Source organism: Ruegeria sp. AD9 (assembly GCF_056542305.1).
This window is the reverse complement of sequence record NZ_JBQFZP010000002.1, coordinates 421835-447071: the sequence shown is the minus strand read 5'-3', so window position 1 is coordinate 447071 and position 25237 is coordinate 421835. Positions and strand designations below refer to the sequence as shown.

The window sequence follows — 25237 nt, the reverse complement described above, 5'->3', positions numbered from 1 at the left end:
AGTTTCACCGCATCCGGCTGACAACTACCGTCACTTCGGGCTTTTTGCCGATTTCCGCTTTTGCCGTCTGACGCACGATCCGGCGCATTTCGTCTTCAAGCTTGTCGTCATCCCGTAGGGTCTTGGCTGCCGCCCGCATCAGGAACTGGTTCAGGTCTTCTTCCAACACCTCGACCAATCCGGCCCGGGACGTTCCGACCTCGGGCAGACCCATCGTATCGCACCACGGTTCGCCCAGCGGCTCGTCTTCTTCGTCCAGAACGACTGTCACAGTTACGTGGCCGTTCAGCGCCATGCGAATACGGTCACGTACCACACCGTCCATCGCACCGATTTTCACCGTACCGTCCAGATAGGTACGCCCGGTTTCGACATAGTCGACCACCACGGGTGCATTGCCGCTGAGATCCAGCATGGTGCCGTTCACGGCCAGCACGCCCGTTCTGCCACCCTGCTCAGCCAGTTTGACATGCTCGCGCAGGTGCCGGTGCTCTCCATGCATTGGGATCACAACTTGCGGATCGATCAGCGCGTGCACCTTCTCAAGATCGGGCCGGTTCGCATGGCCAGAGACATGATAGAGGCCCGAGCTGTCATCCACTACATCCACGCCCTTTTCACTGAGCTGGTTCATGATGAAAATCACGCCACGTTCATTTCCGGGAATGGTCTTTGACGAGAACAGGAACAGGTCGCCTTCGGACAGTTCCAGACCACGGTACTTGCCGCGGGCCAGTTGCGCGCTTGCCGCACGGCGTTCGCCCTGGCTGCCGGTCACGATCAGCATCAGGTTCTGGCGCGGCAGGTCCAGCGCCTCTTCCGCGCTGATCACCTTGGGGAAGTCCGACAGGATACCGGTTTCAGTCGCGGCCTCGATCATCCGCCGCATTGCGCGCCCCAGCAACACAACTGAACGCCCCGCGCGTGCGCCCGCCTCTGCCAATGTTTTGACCCGCGCGACGTTGGACGCAAAGGTGGTAGCCACAACCATACCCTCGGCGCTTTCGACTAGCTTTGTAATCTCTGGCCCGACCTCGGATTCCGAACGGCCCGGATGCGCCGAGAAAACATTCGTGCTGTCGCAAACCAACGCCTTGACACCCGGCTTGGCAATCTCGGCCCACAGGTCGGGATCAAAGGCTTCGCCCACGACTGGGTTTGCATCCAGCTTGAAATCACCCGAATGCACCACGCGCCCTGCGGGTGTGTCGATGACCAAAGCAGCACTTTCCGGGATCGAATGTGAAACCGGAAGGAAGCCCACCGTAAACGGTCCGACTGAGACCGTTTCGGGCCAAGAGGACACGGTTGTCACCGAATCGGTCGGGTGCGCGTATTCTTCCATCTTGCGACGCGCGATATTGGCCGTGAAAGCCCGGGCATAAATCGGTGCTCCCAGTGCCTCATAGCAATGCGCCACGGCGCCGACATGGTCTTCATGCGCATGGGTGATGAAAACGCCATCCAGCCGGTCGGCCCGTTCTTTCAACCAAGAAATATCCGCATAGATCAGGTCGACGCCCGGTGTTGTGTCCATATCGGGAAAGGTGACACCCAGATCCACCAGGATCAGGCGTTCCTGCCCGGGCTGACCATATCCGTACACGTAGGCATTCATGCCAATTTCGCCCGCGCCACCCAGCGGCAGGTAGATCAATCTTTCACTGCTCATATCGAGCCATTATCCTTGTTATAGCGATGAATCACGGTCAAGCCGTGCATCGTCAAATCATCTTCGATTACGTCGAACCCCACGTCGGCCTGATCGAACAAGGGGGCCAACCCTCCGGTTCCCACGACTTTCATCGGCATTCCATATTCGGCCTTGATCCGCGCGATCAGCCCCTCGATCAGGCCGGAATACCCCCAATACACGCCTGACTGGATACAACCAACCGTATTCGTACCGATCACCTTCTCGGGACGCGTGATGTCGATATGCGGCAGTGCGGCTGCGCCCTGATGCAAAGCCTCAAGGCTGAGATTCACACCCGGAGCGATGACGCCCCCAACATAGGCACCGTCCGCGGCGACAACGTCGAAATTTGTTGCAGTACCAAAGTCCACCACGACGACATTGCCGCCATGACGGTCAAATGCACCAACTGCATTGGCCAGTCGATCCGGGCCCGGCACAGTCCCCTGATCCACGCGCGGCGGCACGGGCAACAGGCAATCCGGCCTACCTACCACCAGCGGCCTGCACCCAAAAAAGCGATCGGCAAAGATGCGCAGGTTGAACACCACGCGCGGCACGGTCGACGCAATGATGACATCCGAGATATTCGCCTCGATCCCGTAATGTTTCACCAGCGTCGAATACCAGGTGAAATAGGCGTCCGCCGTGCGTGCATGATGGGTCGAGGTGCGCAGGGTGCACAGAAATTCCTGACCGTTCCAGATCGAGAAGACTGTATTGGTATTGCCGCAATCAATGGCCAGAAGCATTTGCGCCCCTTTCAGAAATAGACATCCGCCGCAGGAATGCTCACGCGGCCTTTGGCGGTGTTTAAGACAAGGTTACCGCCTGCGTCTACCGTTTCGAAGGTCCCAACCGTCTCAGACGTGCCGGTACGGGCCGTAATAACCTCGCCCAGCCGGGCAGCACGGGACAGCCACGCGGTGCGAATGGGTTCGAACCCGTAGGTAACAAACTGAGTTTCATATTTGGCATAGGCTGAAGCAAGCTCGGTCAGAAAATCCTCGGGCGTGACGTTTGCACCGGTTTCCGACAAAAGAGAGACAGGTCGGACCGCGCCCGGTTCCACCGCGTCGGCGTCTGGGGCGTTGGCCAGATTCACACCAATACCGATCGACAGATACGCCACACCACGCCCCTGCCCGGCGCTTTCCAGCAAAATACCAGCAAGCTTGCCACCGTTCAGTAGTACGTCATTGGGCCATTTCAACGACAGCCCCGCCGCACGCCCCGTCACAGAGACACAAGCGTCAAACAGAGCCAGTGCCGCAACAAAACTGCGCAGAGCCGCCTGTTCTGGAGCACCTTCAGGGCGCATCAAAAGGGTCGCGGCAAGGTTGCCCATAGGGTTGGCCCATGACCGTCCGCGTCGCCCACGCGCAGCCGTCTGATGATGCGCCATGATCCACACAGGACCACGGGCATTGGGGGCAATCCGCGCTGCTTCGTTGAGTGTGCTATCAACTTCCTGCACCTCGTGCAGGCCATAGCCTTGTGGCCACTTGGTCATATCAAAAAGGCCCGGTCACGCGACCGAGCCCCCTCTTTCAGATTGTGCAAAACGTTCAGTTGACAAGAGTTGCCGCCGCAGCCGCTGCCGCGCCCTCGATCCCAAACTGATAGAAGACCCCGATCAGCATCAGCGCCGCGGACCCCATCAGGGCGACCCACAGAACGGGTGTCGACCGCGTTTCAATCGGGTCTTCGTTCTCGGCCCCGAAATACATGTAGAACACAATCCGCAGGTAATAGAAGGCGCCAATTACCGATGCGATGGCTGAAACTACAACAAGGCCGGTCAAATCGGCACTTACACCAGCCCGCCAAACACCAAACTTCGCAAAGAAACCCAGCATCGGTGGCACACCGGCAAGCGAGAACATCAGGATCAGAACAGCAAGGGCCTTGCCCGGATCACGTTTGGAATACTGGCGCAGCGCATCAATGTCAGTGACGGGTTTGCCGTCGCGTTCCATCATCAGGATAAACGCAAACGTGCCGATGTTCATGGTCACGTAAATCGCCAGATACATCAGCATCGCCTGAATACCCAACTCGGTGCCAGCCGCCAGACCGATCAGCGCATAGCCCATATGGGCAATCGACGAGAACGCCATCAGTCGCTTGATGTCGCGCTGACCAATTGCGGCAACCGCCCCCAGCAGCATCGACAGCACCGACAGCAAAACGATCACTTGCTGCCAGTCTTTGACCACACCTCCGAAGGCGTCATGCAGCAGGCGTGCAAACAAGGCCATTGCCGCGACTTTCGGGGCGGTGGCAAAAAAGGCCGTAATTGGCGTCGGCGACCCTTCATAGACATCCGGTGTCCACATATGGAACGGAACAGCCGAAACCTTGAATGCCAGACCCGAAATCAGGAAGATCAGGCCAAACAACAGACCAACCGAGACGTCCCCATGATGGACCGTCTGAATAATGCCCGAGAACAGTGTCGTGCCTGTGAACCCGTAAACCAGCGAAGCACCATACAGCAGCAGACCTGAACTGAGGGCGCCCAGAACAAAGTATTTCAGCCCTGCTTCGGTTGATTTCGCGCTGTCACGACGCAGCGCAGCAACAACATACAGCGCAAGGGATTGCAGCTCGAGTCCCATGTAAAGAGACATCAGATCGCCCGCGCTCACCATCATCATCATACCGACGGCTGCAAGGGCCACCAGCAACGGATATTCAAAGCGCAGCAGACCCCGGCGCGCCATGTATTCCTGGCTCATCACCAGCACGGCACCTGCCGACAAAAGGATGGCCACTTTGGCAAAACGCGCGAACCCGTCATCCACGAACATGCCATTGAAGGCTACGTTGGTGCCACTGCCCTGGGTAGCGATCCAGATCGCCAGAACCGCCATCAGGCCCGCCGTGGTCCAGACCAGAACCGAAGCCAGCCCGTCTTTCGAGGTGTAGACAGCCCCCAACAGAGCCACCATCGCATAGATCGCCAGAACGATTTCCGGCAGGATAATTGTCAGATCAGCCTGGATCATGTCTCCAAAGCTCCCTTAATGCGAAGCGGCAGTCTGGGTCGCAGCCTTAGCCGCGGCCAGAGCCGTGTCATAGTTCGAAATGAGTGCTGTCGTCGATTGGCCGATCACATCGGTCACCAGCGACGGGTAAACGCCCAGAAGGATGGTCATCACAATTAGCGGGGCAAAAATCAGCCGCTCGCGCGAGCTCATGTCCGTCATCGCCTTCAGGCTTTCCTTGATCAGGTCCCCAAAGACAACGCGGCGGTAGAGCCACAACGCGTAGGCTGCCGAGAAGATCACACCGGTCGCCGCAACTGCAGTCACCCAGGTGTTAACCTGGAATGTACCCATGAGTGTCAGGAACTCACCGATGAACCCGCTGGTGCCCGGCAGTCCGACATTGGCCATGGTGAACAGCATGAAGACCAGCGCATAGGCGGGCATCCGGATGACCAGACCACCATAAGCCTCGATATCGCGGGTGTGCATCCGGTCATAGATCACGCCGACACAGAGGAAGAGCGCGGCAGAGATGAACCCGTGGCTCAGCATCTGGAAAATCGCGCCGTCAATGCCTTGCTGGTTCGCAGCAAAGATTCCCATCGTGACAAAGCCCATATGCGCGACCGAAGAATACGCGATCAGCTTTTTCATGTCTTCCTGCACCAGTGCCACCAGCGAGGTATAGACAACCGCTATAGCTGACATCCAAAGCACAAGATCAGTCATCACCGCCGAGCCAACCGGGAACATCGGTAGGCTGAACCGCAGGAAGCCGTAGCCGCCCATCTTCAACAGGATCGCGGCCAGCACGACCGAGCCCGCCGTCGGCGCTTGAACGTGCGCATCGGGCAACCAGGTGTGCACCGGCCACATCGGCATTTTCACCGCAAAAGACGCGAAGAAAGCCAGGAACATCAGCGTTTGCATACCGCCGGTGACATAGATGCCCAACACGCTGAAACTCTCGGATGCGAACTGATGGGCCATCAGCGCTTCGATATCCGTGGTGCCCGCGTCAGCATACATTGCGACCATGGCCACCAGCATCAGCACCGAGCCAAGGAAGGTGTAAAGGAAGAACTTGAAGCTGGCATAGATACGGTCCTTGCCGCCCCAGATCCCGATGATCAGGAACATCGGGATCAGACCCGCCTCGAAGAACAGGTAGAACAGCACCAGGTCCAGCGCCATGAACACGCCCAGCATGAGCGTTTCCAGCAGCAAGAAAGCAATCATGTATTCCTTGACGCGGTCCGTCACATTCCAGCTGGCCAGAATGGTCAGCGGCATGATGAAAGTGGTTAGCAGCACGAACAGAACGCTGATGCCATCCACACCCATCTTGTATTTCAGGCTCATCAGCCATTCACCCTCTTCCACCATCTGGAAACCGGTGTTCGAAGGATCAAAGCCTGTGTAGATGCCAATTGACACCAGAAACGTCACAGTTGTCGCCAGCAATGCAATCCACTTGGCGTTGCGCTGCGCTGCGACGTCGCTGCCGTGCAGGAACAGCGCCAGAATGCCTGCTGCAATGGCGGGGATAAAGGTGACAATAGATAGGATATTGTCCATTAGTGTGCGCCTCCGCCGATCGACATCCAGGTGACAAGGGCCGCAATGCCCAAAACCATCCAGAAGGCGTAAGTAAAGATGTACCCGGTCTGCGCCTTGCCTGCGAGGCGGGTGAAGAAGGGAACCACGCCCATAGCAACCCCATTCAGGAAGCCGTCAATCGTGTTGCCATCACCGCGTTTCCACAGGAACCGGCCAAGGGCGACAGTGGGTTTGACAAAGATCGCGTCGTAGATTTCGTCGAAATACCATTTGTTCAGCAGAAACAGGTACAGCGGACGCTGGTTTGCTGCCAGACGTGCGGGCAGAGACGTGTTCACGATGTAGAACCAATAGGCCAAGATAAAGCCAAGCACCATCGCAACGAATGGTGAAACCTTGACCCATTTCGGAGCCGCATGCGCATCGTCCAGAATGTGGTTGTCCGGCGCCATATAAAGCGCCCCTTCACCCGGCTCGCCCGCAAACACATAATGGTGGTCCCCGCCCTCTGCGGCATTCTCACCATGCGCGGCGTCATCAGCATGGCTGTCATCGGCATGGCTGTCTTCGCCGTGCGACGCATCCGCCGCCGCGTGATCACCGACCTCGGCATGCTCTGAGGCTTCTGCAACCGGAATACCGTAGAATTTGCCGACCTTATCCGCATGGCCAAAGAAGTTTCCGTACCAGATCATGCCCGCGAATACCGCACCCAGCGACAGTACACCCAGCGGCACCAGCATGACCATCGGGCTTTCATGTGCGTGATCATGCGTGTGCTTGTCGCCGCGCGGCTCGCCATAGAAGGTCAGGAAGATCAGACGCCAGCTGTAGAACGAGGTGAACGCGGCAGCGACGACCAACAACCAGAAGCCATAGCTTGATCCGCCCGCATAGGCGCTCTCGATAATTGCGTCTTTTGACAGGAAACCGGCAAAACCAAAGGTGGTCAGCGGGATACCAACACCGGTAATCGCCAGGGTACCGATCATCATCGCCCAGAAGGTGTAGGGGATCTTTTTGCGCAGACCGCCATATTCGGTCATCTCCTGTTCGTGATGCATCGCGTGGATCACGGAACCGGCCCCAAGGAACAACAACGCCTTGAAAAAGGCATGCGTAAACAGGTGGAACATCGCCGCCGAATACATGCCCACGCCCGCCGCCACAAACATGTAGCCTAGCTGCGAACAGGTCGAATACGCGATGACACGTTTGATATCGGTCTGAACCAGACCAACAGTAGCAGCGAAGAACGCGGTTGAGGCGCCAAGAACAGTGATGAACCCTGTCGCACCCGGTGCGAACTCCATCAGCGGGGACATGCGACAGACCAAAAAGACGCCTGCGGTCACCATGGTCGCAGCGTGGATCAGTGCTGACACAGGCGTCGGGCCTTCCATCGCGTCCGGCAACCATGTGTGCAGGATCAACTGCGCCGATTTACCCATCGCACCGATGAAGAGCAGAACGCAGATCACTTCGATCGCGGTCCATTCCCCCCACAGGAAATGCAGCTTCTCTTCTGCCAGCGCAGGAGCAGAGGCAAAGATATCCGAGAAGTTGATACTGTCGGTCAGGAAGAACAGCGCGAAGATGCCCAGAGCAAAACCAAAGTCGCCAACCCGGTTGACCACAAAGGCCTTGATTGCCGCCGCATTGGCCGAAGGCTTGCGATAATAGAACCCGATCAGCAGGTATGAGGCGACGCCGACGCCCTCCCAGCCAAAGAACATCTGCACCAGATTATCCGCCGTCACCAGCATCAGCATGGCGAAAGTGAAGAAGGACAAATAGGCAAAGAAACGCGGCTTATAGCTTTCGCCTTCGCGCCATTGCGGATCGTGATCCATGTAGCCGAAGGAATACAGGTGCACGAGCGCCGAAACGGTCGTCACTACGATCAGCATGATCGCCGTCAGTCGGTCCAGACGGATGGCCCAGCTTGTCGAAAGCGAGCCGCTTTCGATCCAGCGCATGATCTCGATCTGCTGCGTGTGCCCGTCGAAGGTGAAGAACACGATCCAGGACAGCAGACAGGCCAGGAACAGCAGGCCCGTCGCCGTCCACATGGCAGCTTTCTGGCCAATGAACTTCCAGCCGAACCCGCAAAGCAGCGCGCCCACCAGCGGGGCAAAGAGGATGGTGGTTTCCATGTTCCCTTACCCCTTCATCATATTGACGTCTTCAACCGCGATCGTCCCGCGGTTGCGGAAGAAACAGACCAGAATGGCCAGACCAATCGCCGCCTCGGCCGCCGCAACGGTCAGCACGAACAGCGTGAACACCTGCCCGACCAGATCGCCGAGGAAACTGGAAAACGCCACGAGGTTGATATTCACTGCCAGCAGCATCAGTTCGATGCTCATCAGCAGGATGATGACGTTCTTGCGGTTCAGGAAGAGACCGAAGATGCCGATGACGAACAGCGTCGCCGCGACCGTAAGATAGTGTTCAAGTCCGATCATTTCTGTCCCCCAGATGCGACGGTTCTCCGTCATCTAGTATTTCTGGAAAGGCGGCTGCACAGCCGCAAATTTCGCTTGGCGAGGTCGAAGGCAAAGCCGTACCGAAAGGAAAAGTAGGAGTTTCGATTGTTTCAAATTCGGTCAAAAATTCCTCCACTATCTCGTTCCAATTTTCGGCAGTCACACCATAGAAAATTTCATCCAAAAGAGATTCCTGCTCAAGAATCGCCTCTCTGGAATACGAGTTGCGAGCATCGGCGAATGCAGACACGCTTTCACCGGATGCGCAATTGTAGGAATACAGTTCGCTGCGTCCCCCGCGAACCCCATCACCGATTTTGGTCCACGCAACTACATTGTCCGCAATCACTCGATGGTTTGTTACTTCGAAGTGGAAAGTACGATATCCGCAATCACTTAAGGTAGCCGCAGAAGCAGGCACGCCCAAAGTTACTGCAAAAATGATCGCCAATAGTTTCACAATCCCTGCCCCGGTTTCACGTCCTTCAACTCCATCGCCTTGGCCGGGTCGCGCATCATCTGGCCGATAATGTCCTGACGCTTGATGTCCTTGCGGTGGCGCAGCGTCAGAACGATGGCGCCGATCATGGCCACCAGCAGGATCAGGCCCGCCAGTTGGAACAGAAGGAAGTATTGATCGTAAAGGATGAGGCCAAGCGCCTCGGTGTTGTGGCGGTCTGTCGGGACCGGCTGCGCCAGATTGGCCGCAGCACCCTGTGCGCTGTCCCACGCCCCGAAAGCCATGACAAACTGCATCAGGATGATCAGACCAATCAGCAGTGCCAGCGGCATATAGCGCGCCATTTCGGCCTTGAGCTCGGCAAAGTCCACGTCCAGCATCATCACCACGAAGAGGAACAGAACCGCGACCGCGCCGACATAGACGATGACCAGCAGCATCGCCACGAACTCGGCCCCCAGCAGCACGAACAGCCCTGCCGAGGACAGAAACGCCAGGATCAGCCACAGGACCGAGTGCACCGGTTGGCGGCTGATCACCGTGAACAGCCCGCCGGTGATGGCGCTGATGGCAAACAGGTAGAAGGCAAAGACGGTCATTGATCCTCATCCTCGTTGTCGCCCATGACCTCTTGCGCCAGATCCAGCGCGCGGGTCATGGCCGGGATGCCGGCAAAGACCGACATCTGACCGATCGTTTCCACGATCTCTTGTTTCTTTGCGCCCGCTTCCAGCGCATGACGCACGGTCTGACGAACAGCCGAATCCGCCTGAGCGCCCTGACAGGTCAGCCCGGCCAGCGTCAGCAGCAGGCGTGTTTTGGCATCCAGCCCGTCCTTGTTGACGGTGTTGCCGAACATCATCTCCATGACCTCTTTGGGCATGGTCGGCCACAGCGCCTCGAACCCTTTGGGCGAGAAGCTTTCCATCGCCGGGTTCATCGCCTTGGCCATGTCCTGAGCTTGCTTCATCATCAGCTCGAACGGATTTGTCGGGCTGTCACTCATCGGTAAGGTGCGTCCAGTTCCAGATTGCGCGCGATCTCGGCTTCCCAGCGTTCGCCATTCGACAGGAGTTTTTCCTTGTCGTAGAACAGCTCTTCCCGGGTTTCCGTCGCGAATTCAAAGTTCGGGCCTTCGACGATGGCATCAACCGGGCATGCCTCTTGGCAGAAGCCGCAATAGATGCACTTGGTCATGTCGATGTCATAGCGCGTGGTGCGGCGGCTGCCGTCCGCGCGGGGTTCGGCATCGATGGTGATGGCCTGTGCCGGGCAGACCGCCTCGCACAGTTTACACGCGATGCAGCGCTCTTCACCGTTTGGATAGCGGCGCAGGGCGTGTTCACCGCGAAACCGCGGGGACAGAGGGCCTTTTTCGTGCGGATAGTTTAGGGTGGCCTTGGGGGCGAAGAAGTACTTCAGGCCCAGCTTGAAGCCGACCCAGAAATCCTGAAGCAGAAAGTACTTGGCAGCGCGGGTATAGTCGATTTGGGTCATATCAGCCTCCTACGCTCCAACGGGCGAATGCGCCCCAGAACCAGTCGAATTTCGCCGCAAAGGCCACAAAGACTACCCAAACCAGCGAGAACGGCAGGAAAACTTTCCAGCCCAACCGCATCAGCTGGTCATAGCGGTAGCGAGGCGTGATGGCCTTGACCATCGCGAAGATGAAGAAGAAGAACGCCATCTTGGCGACCATCCACAGCACGCCATCGGGTAAGCCCGGGATTGGCGACAGCCAGCCGCCGAAGAACAGCAGCGAGGTCAGCGCGCACATCAGGAAGATCGCGATGTATTCACCGGCCATGAACAGCAGGAAGGGTGTGGCCGAATATTCGACCTGATAACCCGCCACCAGTTCCGATTCCGCTTCGGGCAGGTCAAACGGCGGTCGGTTGGTCTCGGCCAGCGCCGAGATGAAGAACAGGAAGACCATCGGGAAATGCGGCAGCCAGTACCAGCTGAAGAACCCGAACGACCCATCCTGCGCGCGGACGATGTCACCAAAGTTCATCGACCCGGTCGAGATGATCACACCGATGATGATCAAACCGATGGAAACCTCGTAGGAAATCATCTGCGCGGCTGAGCGCAACGAGCCGAGGAACGGGTACTTTGAGTTCGACGCCCAACCGCCCATGATCACGCCATAAACCTCAAGCGAGGACACGGCGAAGACATAGAGGATTGCGACGTTGATGTCCGACAGGACCCAGCCATCATTGAACGGGATCACCGCCCAGGCGATCATCGCCAGCACGAAAGAGGTGAGCGGCGCGAGGATGAAAACCGTGCGGTCGGCCCCCGCGGGGATCACGACCTCTTTGACGACGTATTTCAACGCATCCGCCACCGATTGCAGCAGACCGTAAACGCCGACCACGTTAGGGCCGCGGCGCATCTGGACAGCGGCCCAGATCTTGCGGTCGCCATAAACAAGGAACAACAGCGAGATCATCACGAAGGCAACAACAGCAAGCACTTGCGCCAGAATGATGATGGCTATTCCGCCGGGGGTGTTAAAGAATTCAGCCATTGGTCCTCACACCGTGGGTATTCCGTTTTTCGCGCGCGATGCAAAGGCCAGATGCCTGCGCAAACTGCGGCTGGGTCGGCGCGTTGGTGTAAACAGCATCTGCCGCCATTGCGCCACCCTTTTTCTTTCGTTTCACGCACATTTCCAGCGCAGTCAGGTGCCACCCGACCACAGCGCTGGTTTGCGATATGAAACTGCTTTCGTTCATTCCGCCGCAATCTTCTCAGCTTTGCGGGCTTGCGCCTGCGCCGAAAGCTCGGCCATCAGTTGCGAGGCCCGTGCGATCGGGTTGGTCAGATAGAAATCCTTGATCGCATTGCGGAAGGTCGCCTTGCCCAAAGACCCGGCCTCCAGCGCTTGAACCTCATTCTCGATCACATCGTCGATGCGGGCCAGATGGGGAACCGCCTCGATCAAGGCTGTGCGCAACTGCGCAAGCGAGTCATAGGGGAGTGTCGCCCCCAGTTCAGCCGACAGCGCACGCAGGATGGCCCAGTTTTCCTTGGCCTCACCCGGCGCAAACCCTGCGCGCATCGCCAGTTGTGGGCGGCCTTCCGTGTTTACGAACAGACCGTTTTCCTCAGTATAGGCCGCACCCGGCAGGATCACGTCTGCGCGGTGTGCGCCCCGATCCCCGTGGCTGCCCTGGTAGATCACAAAGGCGCCTTCGCCGATTTCGACCTCATCCGCACCAAGGTTATAGATCACATCCGCAGCATTGATCGCTTCCATGCCGCCTGCGTTGGTGGCATCCACATCCATCGCGCCCACGCGCGACGCCGCAGTATGCAGAATGATCAGGCCGCTTTCCGTATTTGCAGCAATTGTTTGCGCGGCAGCCAGAACAGCTCCTCCGTCCGCCTCCTGCAGCGCTCCCTGCCCGACGACGACCAGCGAGCGTTTACCCCTGATTTCATCGTCGCCCCCCATGTCGACAACCTTTTGCAGCGCCGCGCGGTCATCGCCCACATGATGGTACGCATAAGTTAGATCGACCGCTGGACCCACCAAAGCAACTTCGGCCCCGTGCGCCCACGCCTTGCGGATACGCGCGTTCAAAACCGGTGCTTCATCGCGCGGGTTGGTGCCGATCAGAAGAATACGCTCGGCCGTATCGATGTCTTCAATCGCGGCGGTCCCGGCATATGCGCCACGGTTTCCGGCCGGAAGCTTGGCCCCATCGGTGCGGCACTCAACAACTCCGCCTTGCCCTTCGATCATCTGTTTCAATGCGAATGCGGCCTCGACCGGTACCAGATCACCGACGATACCGGCTGGCTTCTCAGCATCTTTCAGCGATTCTGCGGCCTTGGTCAGTGCTTCCGACCATGAGGCCGGGCGCAGCTTGCCGTTTTCGCGGATGTAAGGTTTGTCCAGTCGCTGACGCCGCAACCCGTCCCAGACAAAGCGGGTTTTGTCGCTGATCCACTCTTCATTCACGCCGTCATGGTTCCGCGGAAGGAAGCGCATCACCTCGCGCCCTTTGGTATCGACACGAATGTTCGATCCCAGCGCGTCCATGACGTCGATGCTTTCGGTTTTGGTCAATTCCCACGGGCGCGCCGTAAACGCATAAGGTTTCGAGGTCAGCGCCCCAACCGGGCACAGGTCGATAATGTTGCCCTGCAGGTTCGAATCCAGCGTCTGGTTCAGATACGAGGTGATCTCGGCATCCTCACCACGCCCTGTCTGACCCATCTGAGTAATCCCAGCGACTTCGGTGGTAAAGCGCACGCAACGGGTGCAACTGATGCAGCGGGTCATTGCCGTGCCCACAAGCGGTCCCAGATCCAGATCATCAACCGCGCGCTTGGCTTCTTTGAACCGCGAACCGGACAGGCCATAAGCCATCGCCTGATCCTGAAGATCGCATTCGCCGCCCTGATCGCAGATCGGACAATCCAGCGGATGGTTGATCAGCAGGAACTCCATCACACCTTCGCGGGCCTTTTTGACCATGGGAGAGTTCGTCTTGACCACCGGTGGCTGCCCTTCTGGCCCCGGGCGCAGATCGCGTACCTGCATCGCGCAGGATGCAGCCGGTTTCGGCGGACCGCCCACCACTTCAACCAGACACATCCGGCAGTTTCCCGCAATCGACAGACGCTCGTGATAGCAGAAACGCGGCACCTCGACCCCGGCCTGCTCACAGGCCTGTATCAGGGTCATCGCACCTTCGACTTCAATTTCCTGCCCGTCGATATTGATCTTGCGGAGGTCAGACATGGCTCTCAGTTCGCTCTCAAATAAACGCCAATGGCGCTGTTTCTTTGGATTTCCTTCTGCCCCAAAGAGCAGAATGTTTTGGGGTTGTCGTAGGCCACGCCGTTTTTCGCCAGATAAGCCTCGCCCTTCGCCCGCATCCGATCCTTTTCAGCATCCGACTCGACATATGAGCGGATTTCCGTGTCCGAGTACCCCAGATTATTCGCTTTGGACCGCAGTCCCCACATCACACTGATCGCTTTCAATCGCCGCCCGCTGATCGACGGGCAGAACTCGGAAATCTCATTTGCAATGGCGATGTAGTAGAGTTCGTTGTCGATCTCTTTGACATCCCTCAAGGGCGGCTTTGCTTCTGCAACCACGGGCAAGGCCATCAGCGATGCGAGGGCGGCTAGTTTTGTAACAGACATGGGTTTTCCTTTCGTCTTGGACTGTCCAAGACGAAGCGGTTCGCGGCTGCTAGGCAATAACACCCTGCCCGCCCACCGGAGATATGGAAAAACACCGGTCATGGCCGCTGGCAGGTTCCTGCAAATGTCAGTTGATCATTGCTGATGCTAAGGTTCTGCGGGTCTGTATCCGGACCCACCTTCCACGAAATCCGTGACGACCCGAAGTTCTGGATGCAGAATTTGGTTCCTTCATGACGTCCGGCCTCGCGCGCACCATCGAGTGAAGCAGAGACGCCTTTGACGACAACCGTAAAGTCCGCGGGCGAGGTCTTCTTGTCGACCACCTTCGCCTTGGTTCTGAACGACTTGCCATCAAACAAAAGCCGATCTGCCGACGGTTTAACCAGACCGCAAGCGGAAACACCAACCAATGCCAGCGCAACAATAAGGGCTTTGGGGGCCTTCATACTTTCCCTCTTTGTTTTCTGTTCCGCTGCGTCGCTATCAAAACGCCGCGACCAATACCATAAGCCCGATCACGAACATGCACGCCCATCCGATCACATACAAAATTGTCCGCGGGCCGCTGGTTGGCTTGCCGATCCCCTTCAAGTGCACCACCAGCATCGCCAAGCGCGCAACCAGCGCCACCGAGGCCAGCAGGTTTACCCAGAACGGGCTGACGCCCAGCAGAATCGCCGCTGTAATGACTGTCACAAACGCAGGAAGTGTCTCCGTCCCGTTCAGATAGGCCCGGTTCAGACGATACGCCTTGTCGGCATAATCCTGGTCAGGTGTCGCACCGGGTGCCAGCCCCTTGGCTTGTTTGGCCAGTGCCGAAAACGGCGCTAGAAACAATACAACCAGCGTGAATAGCACAACCGACGCAATTGCGTGGCTATATTCTGCAAACACTTCCATCTCGTTCACTCCGCTGCCATCGCACCCATACGGCCCGATTTCTGAGCCTTGATGCGGTCTTCGATCTCTTCCCGGAAATTGCGGATCAGGCCCTGGATCGGCCAGGCGGCCGCATCGCCCAAGGCGCAGATCGTGTGTCCTTCGACCTGTTTGGTCACGTCAAACAACATGTCGATCTCTTCCAGCTCAGCCTCGCCGCGAACTAGACGATCCATCACACGCATCATCCAGCCGGTGCCTTCGCGACACGGCGTACACTGACCACAGCTTTCATGCTTGTAAAACTTCGACAGGCGCCAGATCGCCTTGATGATGTCGGTGGACTTGTCCATCACAATCACCGCTGCCGTGCCCAGACCCGACCCAAGATCGTTGCGCAGGTAATCGAAATCCATGATCGCGTCGCGCATGTTTTCACCGCGCACGCAGGGAACCGAGGATCCACCAGGAATAACCGCCAGCAGATTATCCCACCCGCCGCGAATGCCGCCGCAATGGGTTTCGATCAGCTGTTCGAACGGGATCGACATTGCCTCTTCGACGACGCAAGGGTTGTTCACGTGGCCCGAGATCGCAAACAGCTTGGTACCTGCGTTGTTCTGACGACCAAATCCAGCGAACCAATCCGCACCCCGTCGCAGGATGGTCGGCACCACCGCGATGGATTCCACGTTGTTCACAGTGGTCGGACATCCGTACAGCCCCGCACCCGCCGGGAACGGAGGTTTCATCCGCGGCATACCCTTCTTGCCCTCAAGGCTTTCGATCAGGGCGGTTTCTTCGCCACAAATATAAGCCCCTGCCCCGTGATGAAGGAAAAGATCGAAATCCCAGCCCGAACCAGCGGCATTTTTGCCCAGAAGACCCGCGTCATAGGCCTCGTCAATCGCGGCCTGCAATGCCTCACGCTCGCGGATATATTCGCCGCGCAGGTAGATATAGCAGGTATGCGCGTTCATCGCGAAAGAGGCGATCAGACACCCTTCAATCAACGTGTGGGGATCATGGCGCATGATCTCACGGTCTTTGCAGGTGCCGGGCTCGGATTCATCGGCATTCACAACCAGATAGGAAGGGCGACCGTCGCTTTCCTTTGGCATGAACGACCATTTCAGGCCAGTTGGGAAGCCTGCACCGCCGCGTCCGCGCAACCCGGAATCCTTCATTGTCTGAATGATCCAGTCCCGGCCCTTTTCAATCAGGCCAGCTGTGCCGTCCCAATGCCCGCGGGCTTGCGCGCCTTTCAGCGTGCGTTCGTGCATCCCGTAGATGTTGGTAAAGATCCGGTCCTGATCCTTCAGCATCATTCGTTACCTTCAGCTGTCCTGACGCATGCGCCAGAGTTGAAAAATGTTCACACCCGCATAAATGAATGCCGCCAGAGCGGCAAAATCAAACAGCAGCGCGTGCCGGGCCGTCAAACCCAGCGCGGGGCCAATGAACAGGTTCATGGCAAGCCAGATCACCATCGTCACCGCAATGACGATGCCGATATGTCGGCCCTTTCGGGCTATGGCCTGATCCTTATCCTTGTCCATCATCCCCCGATGCCCCGATGGGGCACCCGTTTAGTCTTCGTAAGTGCCATCTTCCTTGGCACGTTTGGCAAATTCGGTTTCCTCACCCGCCGCAAGCTTGGCTGCCTGTTCAATCCAGCCATCGCGCTCGATCCGGCCCTTGAACTTCAACCGAGCATCTACCCATGCGACCTGTTCCGGCGTCCAGGCTGCGATCTGATCATAGTGGAAGAAGCCCAACTCGTTCAGGGTCTGCTCCAGCTTGGGGCCTACGCCTTTCAACAGTTTCAGGTTATCTGCCTTGCCGTCGCGCGCGCCTGTCAGTGTTTCGGGCTGGTCCTCTTGCGCTGCCTTCGCCTCAGCGGCCTGTTTCACAGCAGGTTTCGCCGGAGCTGGAGCTTTGGGCGGCTTCGGTGCAGCTTTGGCCGCAGCCGCTCTGCCATCCTTGCCCAACCAAGGGGTCAGGATCGGAACCTCGGTCCCATCAATACGCTTGACCGTATCGCCAATATCGGTGGCCAGTTCGACGCTGGCGTTGTACTGCGTTTTGCCGCTGTCATACTCCGTCAGGCTTGTCAGCCCCTTGAGCGGTTCAGCTGCATAGCGACCATTCTGCGGGCCCGGCGTCGGAACTTTCCCTGCCACCAGATCATCAAGGATCTTGCCAAAGCTCGCAGCGGTCAGGTCTTCGTAGTAATCCTTGCCGATCTGTGCCATCGGCGCATTGGTGCAGGAGCCAAGGCATTCGACCTCTTCCCAGCTCAGCTTGCCATCGGCGGACAGCACGTGTGGCTTGGCCGCGATCTTCTCCTTGCAGACAGCGATCAGATCCTCGGCCCCGCAAATCATGCAGGAGGTCGTGCCACAAACCTGAACATGGGCCACAGATCCCACCGGTTGCAGCTGGAACATGAAGTAGAACGAGGCCACCTCTAGCACGCGGATATAAGCCATACCCAGCATGTCGGCGACGGATTCAATCGCCGGGCGGCTCAGCCAGCCCTCTTGTTCCTGTGCACGCCACAGCAGAGGGATCACCGCACTGGCCTGACGGCCTTCGGGATATTTGGTAATCTGCGCTTCGGCCCATTGCTGGTTGGCAGCGGTGAAGGCAAAGCTTTCAGGTTGTTCGGGATGAAGACGGCGGAGCATTAGCGGTCAATCTCTCCAAATACGACGTCCATAGTGCCGATGATGGCGGCGACGTCGGCCAGTTGGTGGCCTTTGGCAACGTGGTCCATGGCTTGCAGGTGCAGGAAACCCGGCGCGCGCAGTTTGGCGCGGTAGGGTTTGTTGGTGCCGTCAGCGACCAGATAGACGCCGAACTCGCCCTTGGGGGCTTCGACGGCGGCATAAACTTCACCGGCAGGAACGTGGAAGCCTTCGGTGTACAGCTTGAAGTGATGGATCAGACTTTCCATCGAGGTCTTCATGTCCGAGCGTTTCGGCGGAGTGATCTTGCCACGCGCCAGAACGTCACCCGGGCACTCGCGGATTTTGGCGATGGCCTGACGGATGATCAGCAGCGACTGGCGCATTTCTTCCATACGGACAAGGTAGCGGTCATAACAGTCGCCGTTCTTGCCAACAGGGATCTGGAACTCGAACTCGTCGTAGCACTCGTAGGGCTGCGCGCGGCGCAGGTCCCATGCCAGACCCGATCCGCGCACCATCACGCCCGAGAAGCCGTACTTCTGGATGTCATCCTCGGTCACGACGCCGATATCAGCGTTGCGCTGTTTGAAGATGCGGTTTTCGGTCAGCAGCCCGTCAATGTCATCAAGGACGTTGGGGAATTCGTGGCTCCACGCCTCGATATCGTCCAGCAGTTCCCGCGGCAGGTCCTGATGTACACCACCCGGACGGAAATAAGCGGCGTGCAGGCGGGCACCGCAGGCACGCTCATAGAACACCATCAGCTTTTCACGCTCTTCAAAACCCCAGAGTGGCGGGGTCAGTGCGCCGACGTCCATCGCCTGCGTCGTCACGTTCAGCAGGTGGTTCAGGATGCGCCCGATCTCGGAATACAGAACCCGGATCAGCGAGCCACGGCGCGGCACCTCGACCCCGGTCAGCTTTTCGATGGCCAGACACCAGGCATGTTCCTGGTTCATCGGTGCTACATAGTCCAGACGGTCGAAATACGGCAGGTTCTGCAGATAGGTCCGGCTTTCCATCAGCTTTTCGGTGCCACGGTGCAGCAAGCCGATATGCGGGTCGCAACGCTCGACGATTTCACCGTCCAACTCGAGCACCAGACGCAAAACTCCGTGAGCCGCAGGGTGTTGCGGGCCGAAGTTGATGTTAAAGTTGCGGATCTTCTGCTCGCCGCTCAGCGCGTCCGTGCTGCCGTCATCGTATCTTGAGCCGTCCATCACCGCCCTCGTTTCTTCTTTGCTTCGGCCCGAACCCGGACCTTTTCCGCCTCGGTCGCTTTGACCGCAGCTCCGGCCAGTAGAACCCCTAACGCGCCCAGAATGATCAACTCACCCATCATCTCAGCGTCGCTCCATCTCTTGCAGTTTCATCGCCATCATCCACAGCAGGACAATCACGACCGGAGAGATGATGCATGCAAACGCCCAGTTCTTGTTGATCCCGAAATGCGGCAGCAGCTTGATCATCGGAATGACCGTTGCAACAACCAGAATTATCCAGATCAGGAACTCCATGATTACGTCTCCTGTTTCTCATCCCCCGGCAGAATGTAGTTCGCACCTTCCCATGGGGACATGAAATCAAACTGACGGTATTCCTGCACCAGACTGACCGGCTCATAGACCACGCGTTTCTGCGCCTCGTCATAACGCACCTCGGTGTAGCCGGTGGTCGGGAAATCCTTGCGCAGCGGATGGCCACGGAATCCATAGTCCGTCAGAATCCGCCGCAAATCTGGATGTCCCGAGAACAGGATGCCGAACATGTCGAACACCTCACGCTCGAACCAGTTGGCCGAGGGGTGGATATCGACGATCGAAGGCACCATGTCATCTTCGCGGATCGAAACCCGTAGACGGACACGCTGGTTCTGGTACATCGACAGGAAGTGGTACACCACATCGAACCGCTTGGCACGTTCGGGGTAATCGACGCCGGTGATATCCACCAATGTCGAGAACTTGCAGTTTTGGTCCGACCGCAGGAATTCTACGAATTCCACCAGGTTCGACGGCGCCACATCGACGTTCAGCTCGCCATGGGTCACATCCCAGGACAGAACGCAATCGGCTCGTTTCAGTTCAAACTGGGTGCCGAGTTCTTCGAGTGCTTCGCTCATCTACCCTTCCCCTCAGCGTACAATTGTGCCGGTACGGCGGATTTTGCGTTGCAGCTGCAGCAGACCGTAAAGCAGCGCCTCGGCGGTTGGAGGGCAGCCGGGCACGTAAATATCCACCGGAACAACCCGGTCACAGCCACGCACGACGGAATAGGAATAGTGGTAGTAGCCCCCCCCATTCGCGCAGGATCCCATCGAGATCACATAGCGCGGCTCGGGCATCTGGTCGTAAACCTTGCGCAAGGCAGGAGCCATCTTGTTGGTCAGCGTGCCAGCCACGATCATCACGTCAGATTGGCGCGGAGAGGCGCGTGGCGCGATGCCGAAACGTTCCGCATCATAGCGCGGCATCGAAGTGTGCATCATTTCAACCGCGCAGCAGGCCAGACCAAAGGTCATCCAGTGCAGCGAACCGGTACGGGCCCAGTTGATGATATCCTCGCTCGAGGTCAGCAGAAAACCTTTGTCCTGCAACTCGGCATTCAGGGCCTGAGTGGCGACTTCCTTGTCGACGCCAGCGGTATTTGCACCGGTCATCACTCCCATTCCAGGGCCCCTTTCTTCCACTCATAGGCAAAGCCGATGGTCAGCACGGCCAGAAACACCATCATCGACCAGAAGCCGACATCGCTGATATCGCGGAACCCGACAGCCCAGGGAAACAGGAATGCGATCTCAAGATCGAAGATGATGAAGAGAATCGAGACCAGATAGAATCGGACGTCAAATTTCATTCGCGCATCGTCGAATGCATTGAAGCCACATTCATATGCGCTGACCTTTTCGGGGTCGGGATTGCGGACAGCCAGTACAACGGCGGCAAGAATCAGGACGATTCCAAGGCCTACGGCAACGGCCAGAAACACCAGAATCGGGAGATACTCCCGCAGCAGGTCTTCCACGAATAGCTCCTTTCTTGCGCACGCATCTTGTCGGGTGCGCCGTCAATTGGCGTGTTGACTGGACATTCTCTATCCCCGCCGGGTCAGAGGGTCAACCGAACACAGCCCCCTCTGCCCTCAAACATACGCTTGACAGCGCGGCATAGAATCGCATCACGAGCGATTTGCATTGGCTTACGGAAACTCGGTAAACTTACTTATTCCATGCAGGTTTACGTTTTTCGAAGAACGCCGCGATCCCTTCACGTGCCTCTTCCGTTTCCCAGCGCTCGACCAGTTCGTTGATGGTCTGGTCGATTGTCGCATCATCAATACGAGGTCCCAGAGTTCGAACCAATGCCTTGGCAGATGCAACTGCCCCCGGCGCGCAGGAGAGATATGGCCGGAGTTCATCTTCTATCGCAGCCGCAAGCTGCTCGGGAGGCACAGCCTTTGCCAGCATTCCCAAATCAACCGCTTCGGGCGCATCGAACAACCGGGCCGACATGAATACACGCCGTGCCCGCGCCTCCCCCATACGAGCGATAACATAAGGGCCGATTGTCGCCGGAATCAGCCCCAGCCGGGTCTCGGTCAGTCCCATCTTCAGACTATCTACACCGATGGCAACATCGCACACGGCGGCCATCCCAACGCCTCCGCCAAAGGCGTTGCCTTGCAGCGCCCCGATCAAGGGTTTGGGCATTGTGTTCAACGCCTGCAACATCTCTGCAAGCTTGCGCGCCTCGACAAACCGCGTCGCCTTGTCGGCCGCCATCTGGTCCTGCATCCATCCCAGATCACCACCAGCGCAAAACGTCTTTCCCGCAGCAGCCAGAACGACCGCTCTGACAGTGCCATCCTGACCCAGTTGCGACGCGGCCTGCGTCAGCTCGGCAATCATCTGACCCGAGAGCGCGTTGTGCTTTTCCGCCCGGTCCAGAGTTAACGTGGCAACACCGCGTTCGTCTGCTGAAATCGAGATTGTTTCGAACATGTTAGCCTCTCAACGCCTTGGCCATCTGCGCGGCCTCTTCGACCACATCGATATCCAGACCGGTTTGATAGCCCAACCGGTGCAAATGCGCTGCAACGGTTTCAGTCGCCACATTACCCGCAGCCCCCGGAGCATATGGACAACCGCCAAGCCCACCCACGGCCGCGTCGAACACACGCACACCCAGCGAAAGTGCCGCATCGATATTGTCGATTGCACGCCCATTGGTGTCATGAAAATGCCCGGCAAGCCGCGTCACAGGAACCCTTTCCCGAACCGCCAGAAGCATATGCGCAATCTTGTCTGGCGTGCCTTGCCCGATCGTGTCCCCCAATGACACCTCGTAACAGCCCAACGCAAACAACCGGTCGGCAATTTCGGCGACTTTCTCGGGCGGGGTCGGGCCATCATAGGGGCAATCCGTCACGCAAGAGACGTAGCCGCGAACCGGAAGGTCGATATGACGCGCCGCTTCGAGAATCGGCGTGAACCGTTCGATTGACTCGGCGATCGAGGCATTGATGTTTGCCTTGGAAAACCCCTCGGAAGCCGACGCAAAAATGGCAATCTCATCCGCTTCGGCAGCCAGCGCATCCTCGTATCCGCGCATATTCGGCGTCAACGCCGCGTAGCGCACGCCGTCCGCTCGGGTAATACCGGCCAGAACCTGCGCCGACCCCGCCATTTGAGGCACCCATTTGGGAGAGACAAAGCTTGCAACTTCGATCCGTCGAAACCCGGCGCGACTGAGGCAATTGATCAGCGCCACCTTGTCGGCAACCGGTATCTCACGTGTTTCGTTTTGTAGCCCGTCGCGCGGTCCAACTTCGTAGATTTCGACCAGATCACCCATGTCAGAACCCCTTATGGCTTGTTCTCATTCCAAATACGGATCGCGCAACCGTGCCACGTCAAACTGCCCGGGTACAGATCACTCTTCTTCCAAACGCACCAAAGCTGCCCCAGCCTCGACCTGCGCGCCATCTTCGACCAGCACCTCGGCCACCACACCATCGCGCGCGGCCAGCAACGAATGCTCCATTTTCATCGCTTCCAGAATGGCCAAACGGTCGCCTTCCTGAACGGTCTGCCCCGCGGTGGCAAAAACTGCCTTGACCAGACCCGGCATCGGCGCCTCGATCACGTTGGTGTCACCCGTCGCGCTGGCATCCCGGTCCAGCGGGTCGATAACGTCGAAACTGTGACCGTAGTCGGTAAATACGGTCAAAGTTGTTCCGCTGACAGCGACCCGCGGCATCGGTGCGCCGTTCAGCGTCCACTGCCCCGAGATCCGCTCGGCCACGACACGGTGTTCGCCCAGCTGCCAAAGCTGGCGATCCGACCCGTCGACCTGCACGTCCAGATCAAGAACCTCTCCCTGATCGGACAGCTGCACCGCCCGATGCAACGGAGCCCAGAGCGAAAACCCGGTGTCAGGCGTGACATTAACCAAATCCAGTGCGGTCATAGCAGCCGCAACTGCGGTTGTGGCCGAAGTCGGCGATTCCCGCACCAACCCGTCAAGATCGCGCCCGATCAGGCCCGTATCCACATCGCCCGAGGCAAATCCGTCATGGCGGGTCAGCGCTCCCAGAAAGGCGAGATTCGTAACGGTGCCCGCCACTTCGGTCTGCCGCAGCACTCGGTGCAACGTCTCAAGCGCAACCGCGCGGGTCGGACCATGCACCACCACTTTGGCAATCATCGGGTCATACCAGGGGCTGATCGTGTCACCTGTGCGAACACCACTATCCGCTCGGCAGTTGGCCGGGAAAACCAGATGGGTCAATGTACCTGTCGCCGGCAAGAACCCCTTTGGTACATCCTCGGCATAAAGCCGGGCTTCGAAGGCGTGACCCGAGATCGACAGATCATCCTGTTGCCTGGGAAGGCTCTCTCCTGCTGCTACGCGCAACTGCCATTCCACCAGATCGATGCCGGTGATGGCCTCTGTAACCGGGTGTTCCACCTGCAGGCGGGTGTTCATCTCCATGAACCAGAATCTGTCGGGGCGCAGCCCGTCCGAGGCATCGACGATGAACTCCACCGTGCCTGCACCCTTGTACCCGATCGCCTCGGCGGCGCGCACACCGGCCTGCCCCATCGCCTCCCGCATTTCGAGCGTCATGCCCGGGGCTGGTGCCTCTTCGATCACTTTCTGATGGCGGCGTTGCAACGAGCAATCGCGTTCGAACAGATGCACCGCATGAGTACCGTCACCAAATACCTGCACTTCGATATGGCGGGGTTTGGCCACGAATTTCTCGACCAGCACAGCGTCATTGCCAAAAGCGGTTTTGGCTTCGCCGCGTGCGCTGTCCAATGCGGAACGGAAATCCTTGGGGCGTTCGACCAGACGCATACCTTTACCGCCGCCGCCTGCAACGGCCTTAATCAGCACCGGATACCCAATCGCATCCGCCGCACCCGCCAAATGTTCGGGATCCTGATTGTCGCCGTGATAGCCAGGCACCACGGGCACGCCAGCCTGTTCCATCAACACCTTGGCCGCATCCTTGAGGCCCATTTTGCGGATCGCATCCGCTGATGGGCCGATAAAGGTCAAACCCGCAGCCTCGACCGCGTCGACGAAATCGGGGTTCTCTGACAGGAAGCCATAACCGGGATGGATCGCCTGCGCGCCCGTATCCAGCGCAGCCTGAATAATCACATCGCCCTTCAGATAGCTTTCCGCCGGGGCGGGGCCGCCGATATGAATGACCTCATCCGCCATCTGCACATGCTTGGCCGCAGCGTCCGCATCGGAATAAACAGCCACACAGGACACGCCCATCCTCTGAGCGGTTTCCATAACCCGGCAAGCGATCTCGCCCCGGTTGGCAATCAGGATTTTGTTGAACATAGCTTACCCCTCAACCGCCAGATCTTCGACAAGGCGAAATCGTTCGCACAGCAGCTCCATCTCGGGATCAAACCCGCCATTGCGTTCGAAATACTGGCGATGCCCCTCTCTCCATCCCTCGAGCGTTTCATTTTCGCCCTCTGCCAACGCGAAATCCTCGGTTACGTCGCAGTATCGGCAGGTCGAGACGTCGACCGTTTCGATCACCAAGGCCGGACGATCATCCCAATCCAGCGCAATGTCTCTCCGCCCGACAACAGGAGTGTCAGGGCTACCTTCGGGATAGTCGCGCAACGCACCGCAGGTTGCCGTTTTCCGCCCTGATCGTACCAGAGCCAGCAGCTCAGCACTCAGCCGGGCATTGTCACCAAACTTGAAAGTCTGGGCACCAGGATAGCGGGCCATGACGTCATTCAATGAAACGTTCAT

At 58.2% G+C, this 25237-nt stretch carries 30 protein-coding genes; all 30 read right to left on the bottom strand.

Translation table 11 applies throughout. The annotated features are described in order from the left end of the window. Positions 1–4: 4 nt before the first annotated feature. The 30 genes from ACR0AM_RS05190 to ACR0AM_RS05045 all read right to left on the bottom strand — a co-directional run bounded on the left by ACR0AM_RS05190 (position 5) and on the right by ACR0AM_RS05045 (position 25237). Complete coding sequence (locus ACR0AM_RS05190) at positions 5–1672, bottom strand: ribonuclease J (protein WP_480622299.1); 1668 nt, start codon at positions 1670–1672, stop codon at positions 5–7. Next, positions 1669–2448, bottom strand: a complete 780-nt coding sequence (locus ACR0AM_RS05185; RefSeq protein WP_480476108.1) for a type III pantothenate kinase — start codon at positions 2446–2448, stop codon at positions 1669–1671. The genes ACR0AM_RS05190 and ACR0AM_RS05185 overlap by 4 nt, the downstream gene beginning before the upstream one ends. A gap of 11 nt (positions 2449–2459) precedes the next feature. After that, entirely contained in the window at positions 2460–3209 is a 750-nt protein-coding gene (locus tag ACR0AM_RS05180; RefSeq protein WP_480476106.1) for a biotin--[acetyl-CoA-carboxylase] ligase, read from the bottom strand. A gap of 55 nt (positions 3210–3264) precedes the next feature. Continuing rightward, positions 3265–4707, bottom strand: a complete 1443-nt coding sequence (gene nuoN, locus ACR0AM_RS05175; protein WP_480476104.1) for an NADH-quinone oxidoreductase subunit NuoN — start codon at positions 4705–4707, stop codon at positions 3265–3267. A 15-nt stretch (positions 4708–4722) separates the two neighbouring features. Beyond that, the gene (locus tag ACR0AM_RS05170) at positions 4723–6267 is read right to left on the bottom strand and encodes an NADH-quinone oxidoreductase subunit M (protein ID WP_480622298.1); all 1545 of its coding nucleotides are present in this window, start codon (positions 6265–6267) and stop codon (positions 4723–4725) included. After that, positions 6267–8405 (bottom strand): NADH-quinone oxidoreductase subunit L, encoded by a 2139-nt coding sequence (nuoL, locus tag ACR0AM_RS05165; RefSeq protein WP_480622297.1) that lies wholly within the window; start codon positions 8403–8405, stop codon positions 6267–6269. The genes ACR0AM_RS05170 and nuoL overlap by 1 nt, the downstream gene beginning before the upstream one ends. A 6-nt stretch (positions 8406–8411) precedes the next feature. Then, a complete protein-coding gene (gene nuoK / locus ACR0AM_RS05160; RefSeq protein WP_005984024.1) occupies positions 8412–8717 on the bottom strand; it encodes an NADH-quinone oxidoreductase subunit NuoK in 306 nt (101 codons plus the stop codon). Beyond that, the gene (locus ACR0AM_RS05155; RefSeq protein WP_480622296.1) at positions 8704–9198 is read right to left on the bottom strand and encodes a hypothetical protein; all 495 of its coding nucleotides are present in this window, start codon (positions 9196–9198) and stop codon (positions 8704–8706) included. Before ACR0AM_RS05155 ends, nuoK begins: the two co-directional genes overlap by 14 nt. Then, positions 9195–9797, bottom strand: coding sequence for an NADH-quinone oxidoreductase subunit J (locus tag ACR0AM_RS05150; RefSeq protein ID WP_480516396.1), 603 nt, complete (start codon positions 9795–9797; stop codon positions 9195–9197). Before ACR0AM_RS05150 ends, ACR0AM_RS05155 begins: the two co-directional genes overlap by 4 nt. Beyond that, positions 9794–10204 (bottom strand): carboxymuconolactone decarboxylase family protein, encoded by a 411-nt coding sequence (locus ACR0AM_RS05145; RefSeq protein ID WP_170476531.1) that lies wholly within the window; start codon positions 10202–10204, stop codon positions 9794–9796. The genes ACR0AM_RS05150 and ACR0AM_RS05145 overlap by 4 nt, the downstream gene beginning before the upstream one ends. After that, on the bottom strand, positions 10201–10695 hold the full coding sequence (gene nuoI / locus ACR0AM_RS05140) for an NADH-quinone oxidoreductase subunit NuoI (protein ID WP_480622295.1): 495 nt from the start codon (positions 10693–10695) through the stop codon (positions 10201–10203). Before nuoI ends, ACR0AM_RS05145 begins: the two co-directional genes overlap by 4 nt. Before the next feature lies 1 nt (position 10696). Beyond that, entirely contained in the window at positions 10697–11734 is a 1038-nt protein-coding gene (gene nuoH, locus ACR0AM_RS05135; RefSeq protein WP_117868407.1) for an NADH-quinone oxidoreductase subunit NuoH, read from the bottom strand. Then, on the bottom strand, positions 11727–11942 hold the full coding sequence (locus tag ACR0AM_RS05130) for a hypothetical protein (RefSeq protein WP_480506309.1): 216 nt from the start codon (positions 11940–11942) through the stop codon (positions 11727–11729). The genes nuoH and ACR0AM_RS05130 overlap by 8 nt, the downstream gene beginning before the upstream one ends. After that, entirely contained in the window at positions 11939–13960 is a 2022-nt protein-coding gene (gene nuoG / locus ACR0AM_RS05125) for an NADH-quinone oxidoreductase subunit NuoG (protein WP_480622294.1), read from the bottom strand. The genes ACR0AM_RS05130 and nuoG overlap by 4 nt, the downstream gene beginning before the upstream one ends. Positions 13961–13965: 5 nt before the next feature. Beyond that, positions 13966–14370 carry a DUF5333 domain-containing protein gene (locus ACR0AM_RS05120; protein ID WP_480554121.1) on the bottom strand — a complete coding sequence of 135 codons (405 nt, stop codon included), beginning with the start codon at positions 14368–14370 and terminating at the stop codon, positions 13966–13968. A gap of 98 nt (positions 14371–14468) precedes the next feature. Next, on the bottom strand, positions 14469–14819 hold the full coding sequence (locus ACR0AM_RS05115; RefSeq protein ID WP_480554120.1) for a hypothetical protein: 351 nt from the start codon (positions 14817–14819) through the stop codon (positions 14469–14471). Between the two features lie 37 nt (positions 14820–14856). Continuing rightward, positions 14857–15273, bottom strand: coding sequence for an MAPEG family protein (locus ACR0AM_RS05110; protein WP_480554119.1), 417 nt, complete (start codon positions 15271–15273; stop codon positions 14857–14859). A gap of 5 nt (positions 15274–15278) precedes the next feature. After that, entirely contained in the window at positions 15279–16577 is a 1299-nt protein-coding gene (gene nuoF / locus ACR0AM_RS05105) for an NADH-quinone oxidoreductase subunit NuoF (protein WP_209504919.1), read from the bottom strand. A 12-nt stretch (positions 16578–16589) separates the two neighbouring features. Then, positions 16590–16811, bottom strand: coding sequence for a DUF5337 domain-containing protein (locus tag ACR0AM_RS05100; RefSeq protein ID WP_209598087.1), 222 nt, complete (start codon positions 16809–16811; stop codon positions 16590–16592). A gap of 30 nt (positions 16812–16841) precedes the next feature. Then, the gene (gene nuoE / locus ACR0AM_RS05095; RefSeq protein WP_480622293.1) at positions 16842–17942 is read right to left on the bottom strand and encodes an NADH-quinone oxidoreductase subunit NuoE; all 1101 of its coding nucleotides are present in this window, start codon (positions 17940–17942) and stop codon (positions 16842–16844) included. After that, complete coding sequence (locus ACR0AM_RS05090; RefSeq protein WP_480622292.1) at positions 17942–19165, bottom strand: NADH-quinone oxidoreductase subunit D; 1224 nt, start codon at positions 19163–19165, stop codon at positions 17942–17944. Before ACR0AM_RS05090 ends, nuoE begins: the two co-directional genes overlap by 1 nt. Continuing rightward, entirely contained in the window at positions 19165–19287 is a 123-nt protein-coding gene (locus tag ACR0AM_RS05085) for a hypothetical protein (RefSeq protein ID WP_280923171.1), read from the bottom strand. Before ACR0AM_RS05085 ends, ACR0AM_RS05090 begins: the two co-directional genes overlap by 1 nt. A gap of 1 nt (position 19288) precedes the next feature. Then, positions 19289–19462: a hypothetical protein gene (locus ACR0AM_RS05080; protein ID WP_170569030.1), complete on the bottom strand. Its 174-nt coding sequence runs from the start codon at positions 19460–19462 to the stop codon at positions 19289–19291. A gap of 2 nt (positions 19463–19464) precedes the next feature. Beyond that, positions 19465–20067 (bottom strand): NADH-quinone oxidoreductase subunit C, encoded by a 603-nt coding sequence (locus ACR0AM_RS05075; RefSeq protein WP_480622291.1) that lies wholly within the window; start codon positions 20065–20067, stop codon positions 19465–19467. A gap of 12 nt (positions 20068–20079) precedes the next feature. Further along, a complete protein-coding gene (locus ACR0AM_RS05070; RefSeq protein ID WP_209504454.1) occupies positions 20080–20613 on the bottom strand; it encodes a NuoB/complex I 20 kDa subunit family protein in 534 nt (177 codons plus the stop codon). After that, positions 20604–20969: an NADH-quinone oxidoreductase subunit A gene (locus tag ACR0AM_RS05065; protein ID WP_209504455.1), complete on the bottom strand. Its 366-nt coding sequence runs from the start codon at positions 20967–20969 to the stop codon at positions 20604–20606. The genes ACR0AM_RS05070 and ACR0AM_RS05065 overlap by 10 nt, the downstream gene beginning before the upstream one ends. Positions 20970–21162: 193 nt before the next feature. Further along, on the bottom strand, positions 21163–21945 hold the full coding sequence (locus ACR0AM_RS05060; protein ID WP_480622290.1) for a crotonase/enoyl-CoA hydratase family protein: 783 nt from the start codon (positions 21943–21945) through the stop codon (positions 21163–21165). Position 21946: 1 nt separating this feature from the next. After that, positions 21947–22798, bottom strand: a complete 852-nt coding sequence (locus tag ACR0AM_RS05055; protein WP_480476073.1) for a hydroxymethylglutaryl-CoA lyase — start codon at positions 22796–22798, stop codon at positions 21947–21949. Positions 22799–22876: 78 nt separating this feature from the next. Then, a complete protein-coding gene (locus ACR0AM_RS05050) occupies positions 22877–24808 on the bottom strand; it encodes an acetyl/propionyl/methylcrotonyl-CoA carboxylase subunit alpha (RefSeq protein WP_480622289.1) in 1932 nt (643 codons plus the stop codon). A gap of 3 nt (positions 24809–24811) precedes the next feature. Continuing rightward, entirely contained in the window at positions 24812–25237 is a 426-nt protein-coding gene (locus ACR0AM_RS05045) for an ASCH domain-containing protein (RefSeq protein WP_480493839.1), read from the bottom strand.

What these genes read in the sequence shown, in the direction of transcription:
- nuoN (WP_480476104.1), bottom strand. Translation starts at nt 4,707, where the DNA reads ATGATCCAGGCTGATCTGACAATTATCCTGCCGGAAATCGTTCTGGCG.
- ACR0AM_RS05075 (WP_480622291.1), bottom strand. Translation starts at nt 20,067, where the DNA reads ATGAGCGAAGCACTCGAAGAACTCGGCACCCAGTTTGAACTGAAACGA.
- ACR0AM_RS05150 (WP_480516396.1), bottom strand. Translation starts at nt 9,797, where the DNA reads ATGACCGTCTTTGCCTTCTACCTGTTTGCCATCAGCGCCATCACCGGC.
- nuoE (WP_480622293.1), bottom strand. Translation starts at nt 17,942, where the DNA reads ATGCTCCGCCGTCTTCATCCCGAACAACCTGAAAGCTTTGCCTTCACC.
- nuoK (WP_005984024.1), bottom strand. Translation starts at nt 8,717, where the DNA reads ATGATCGGACTTGAACACTATCTTACGGTCGCGGCGACGCTGTTCGTC.
- nuoL (WP_480622297.1), bottom strand. Translation starts at nt 8,405, where the DNA reads ATGGAAACCACCATCCTCTTTGCCCCGCTGGTGGGCGCGCTGCTTTGC.
- ACR0AM_RS05050 (WP_480622289.1), bottom strand. Translation starts at nt 24,808, where the DNA reads ATGTTCAACAAAATCCTGATTGCCAACCGGGGCGAGATCGCTTGCCGG.
- ACR0AM_RS05070 (WP_209504454.1), bottom strand. Translation starts at nt 20,613, where the DNA reads ATGGGAGTGATGACCGGTGCAAATACCGCTGGCGTCGACAAGGAAGTC.
- ACR0AM_RS05130 (WP_480506309.1), bottom strand. Translation starts at nt 11,942, where the DNA reads ATGAACGAAAGCAGTTTCATATCGCAAACCAGCGCTGTGGTCGGGTGG.
- ACR0AM_RS05055 (WP_480476073.1), bottom strand. Translation starts at nt 22,798, where the DNA reads ATGGGTGATCTGGTCGAAATCTACGAAGTTGGACCGCGCGACGGGCTA.
- ACR0AM_RS05170 (WP_480622298.1), bottom strand. Translation starts at nt 6,267, where the DNA reads ATGGACAATATCCTATCTATTGTCACCTTTATCCCCGCCATTGCAGCA.
- ACR0AM_RS05090 (WP_480622292.1), bottom strand. Translation starts at nt 19,165, where the DNA reads ATGGACGGCTCAAGATACGATGACGGCAGCACGGACGCGCTGAGCGGC.
- ACR0AM_RS05045 (WP_480493839.1), bottom strand. Translation starts at nt 25,237, where the DNA reads ATGAACGTTTCATTGAATGACGTCATGGCCCGCTATCCTGGTGCCCAG.
- ACR0AM_RS05115 (WP_480554120.1), bottom strand. Translation starts at nt 14,819, where the DNA reads ATGAAGGCCCCCAAAGCCCTTATTGTTGCGCTGGCATTGGTTGGTGTT.
- nuoG (WP_480622294.1), bottom strand. Translation starts at nt 13,960, where the DNA reads ATGTCTGACCTCCGCAAGATCAATATCGACGGGCAGGAAATTGAAGTC.
- ACR0AM_RS05110 (WP_480554119.1), bottom strand. Translation starts at nt 15,273, where the DNA reads ATGGAAGTGTTTGCAGAATATAGCCACGCAATTGCGTCGGTTGTGCTA.
- nuoH (WP_117868407.1), bottom strand. Translation starts at nt 11,734, where the DNA reads ATGGCTGAATTCTTTAACACCCCCGGCGGAATAGCCATCATCATTCTG.
- ACR0AM_RS05190 (WP_480622299.1), bottom strand. Translation starts at nt 1,672, where the DNA reads ATGAGCAGTGAAAGATTGATCTACCTGCCGCTGGGTGGCGCGGGCGAA.
- ACR0AM_RS05080 (WP_170569030.1), bottom strand. Translation starts at nt 19,462, where the DNA reads ATGGAGTTCCTGATCTGGATAATTCTGGTTGTTGCAACGGTCATTCCG.
- ACR0AM_RS05100 (WP_209598087.1), bottom strand. Translation starts at nt 16,811, where the DNA reads ATGGACAAGGATAAGGATCAGGCCATAGCCCGAAAGGGCCGACATATC.
- nuoI (WP_480622295.1), bottom strand. Translation starts at nt 10,695, where the DNA reads ATGACCCAAATCGACTATACCCGCGCTGCCAAGTACTTTCTGCTTCAG.
- ACR0AM_RS05120 (WP_480554121.1), bottom strand. Translation starts at nt 14,370, where the DNA reads ATGTCTGTTACAAAACTAGCCGCCCTCGCATCGCTGATGGCCTTGCCC.
- ACR0AM_RS05185 (WP_480476108.1), bottom strand. Translation starts at nt 2,448, where the DNA reads ATGCTTCTGGCCATTGATTGCGGCAATACCAATACAGTCTTCTCGATC.
- ACR0AM_RS05145 (WP_170476531.1), bottom strand. Translation starts at nt 10,204, where the DNA reads ATGAGTGACAGCCCGACAAATCCGTTCGAGCTGATGATGAAGCAAGCT.
- ACR0AM_RS05085 (WP_280923171.1), bottom strand. Translation starts at nt 19,287, where the DNA reads ATGATGGGTGAGTTGATCATTCTGGGCGCGTTAGGGGTTCTACTGGCC.
- nuoF (WP_209504919.1), bottom strand. Translation starts at nt 16,577, where the DNA reads ATGCTGAAGGATCAGGACCGGATCTTTACCAACATCTACGGGATGCAC.
- ACR0AM_RS05180 (WP_480476106.1), bottom strand. Translation starts at nt 3,209, where the DNA reads ATGACCAAGTGGCCACAAGGCTATGGCCTGCACGAGGTGCAGGAAGTT.
- ACR0AM_RS05060 (WP_480622290.1), bottom strand. Translation starts at nt 21,945, where the DNA reads ATGTTCGAAACAATCTCGATTTCAGCAGACGAACGCGGTGTTGCCACG.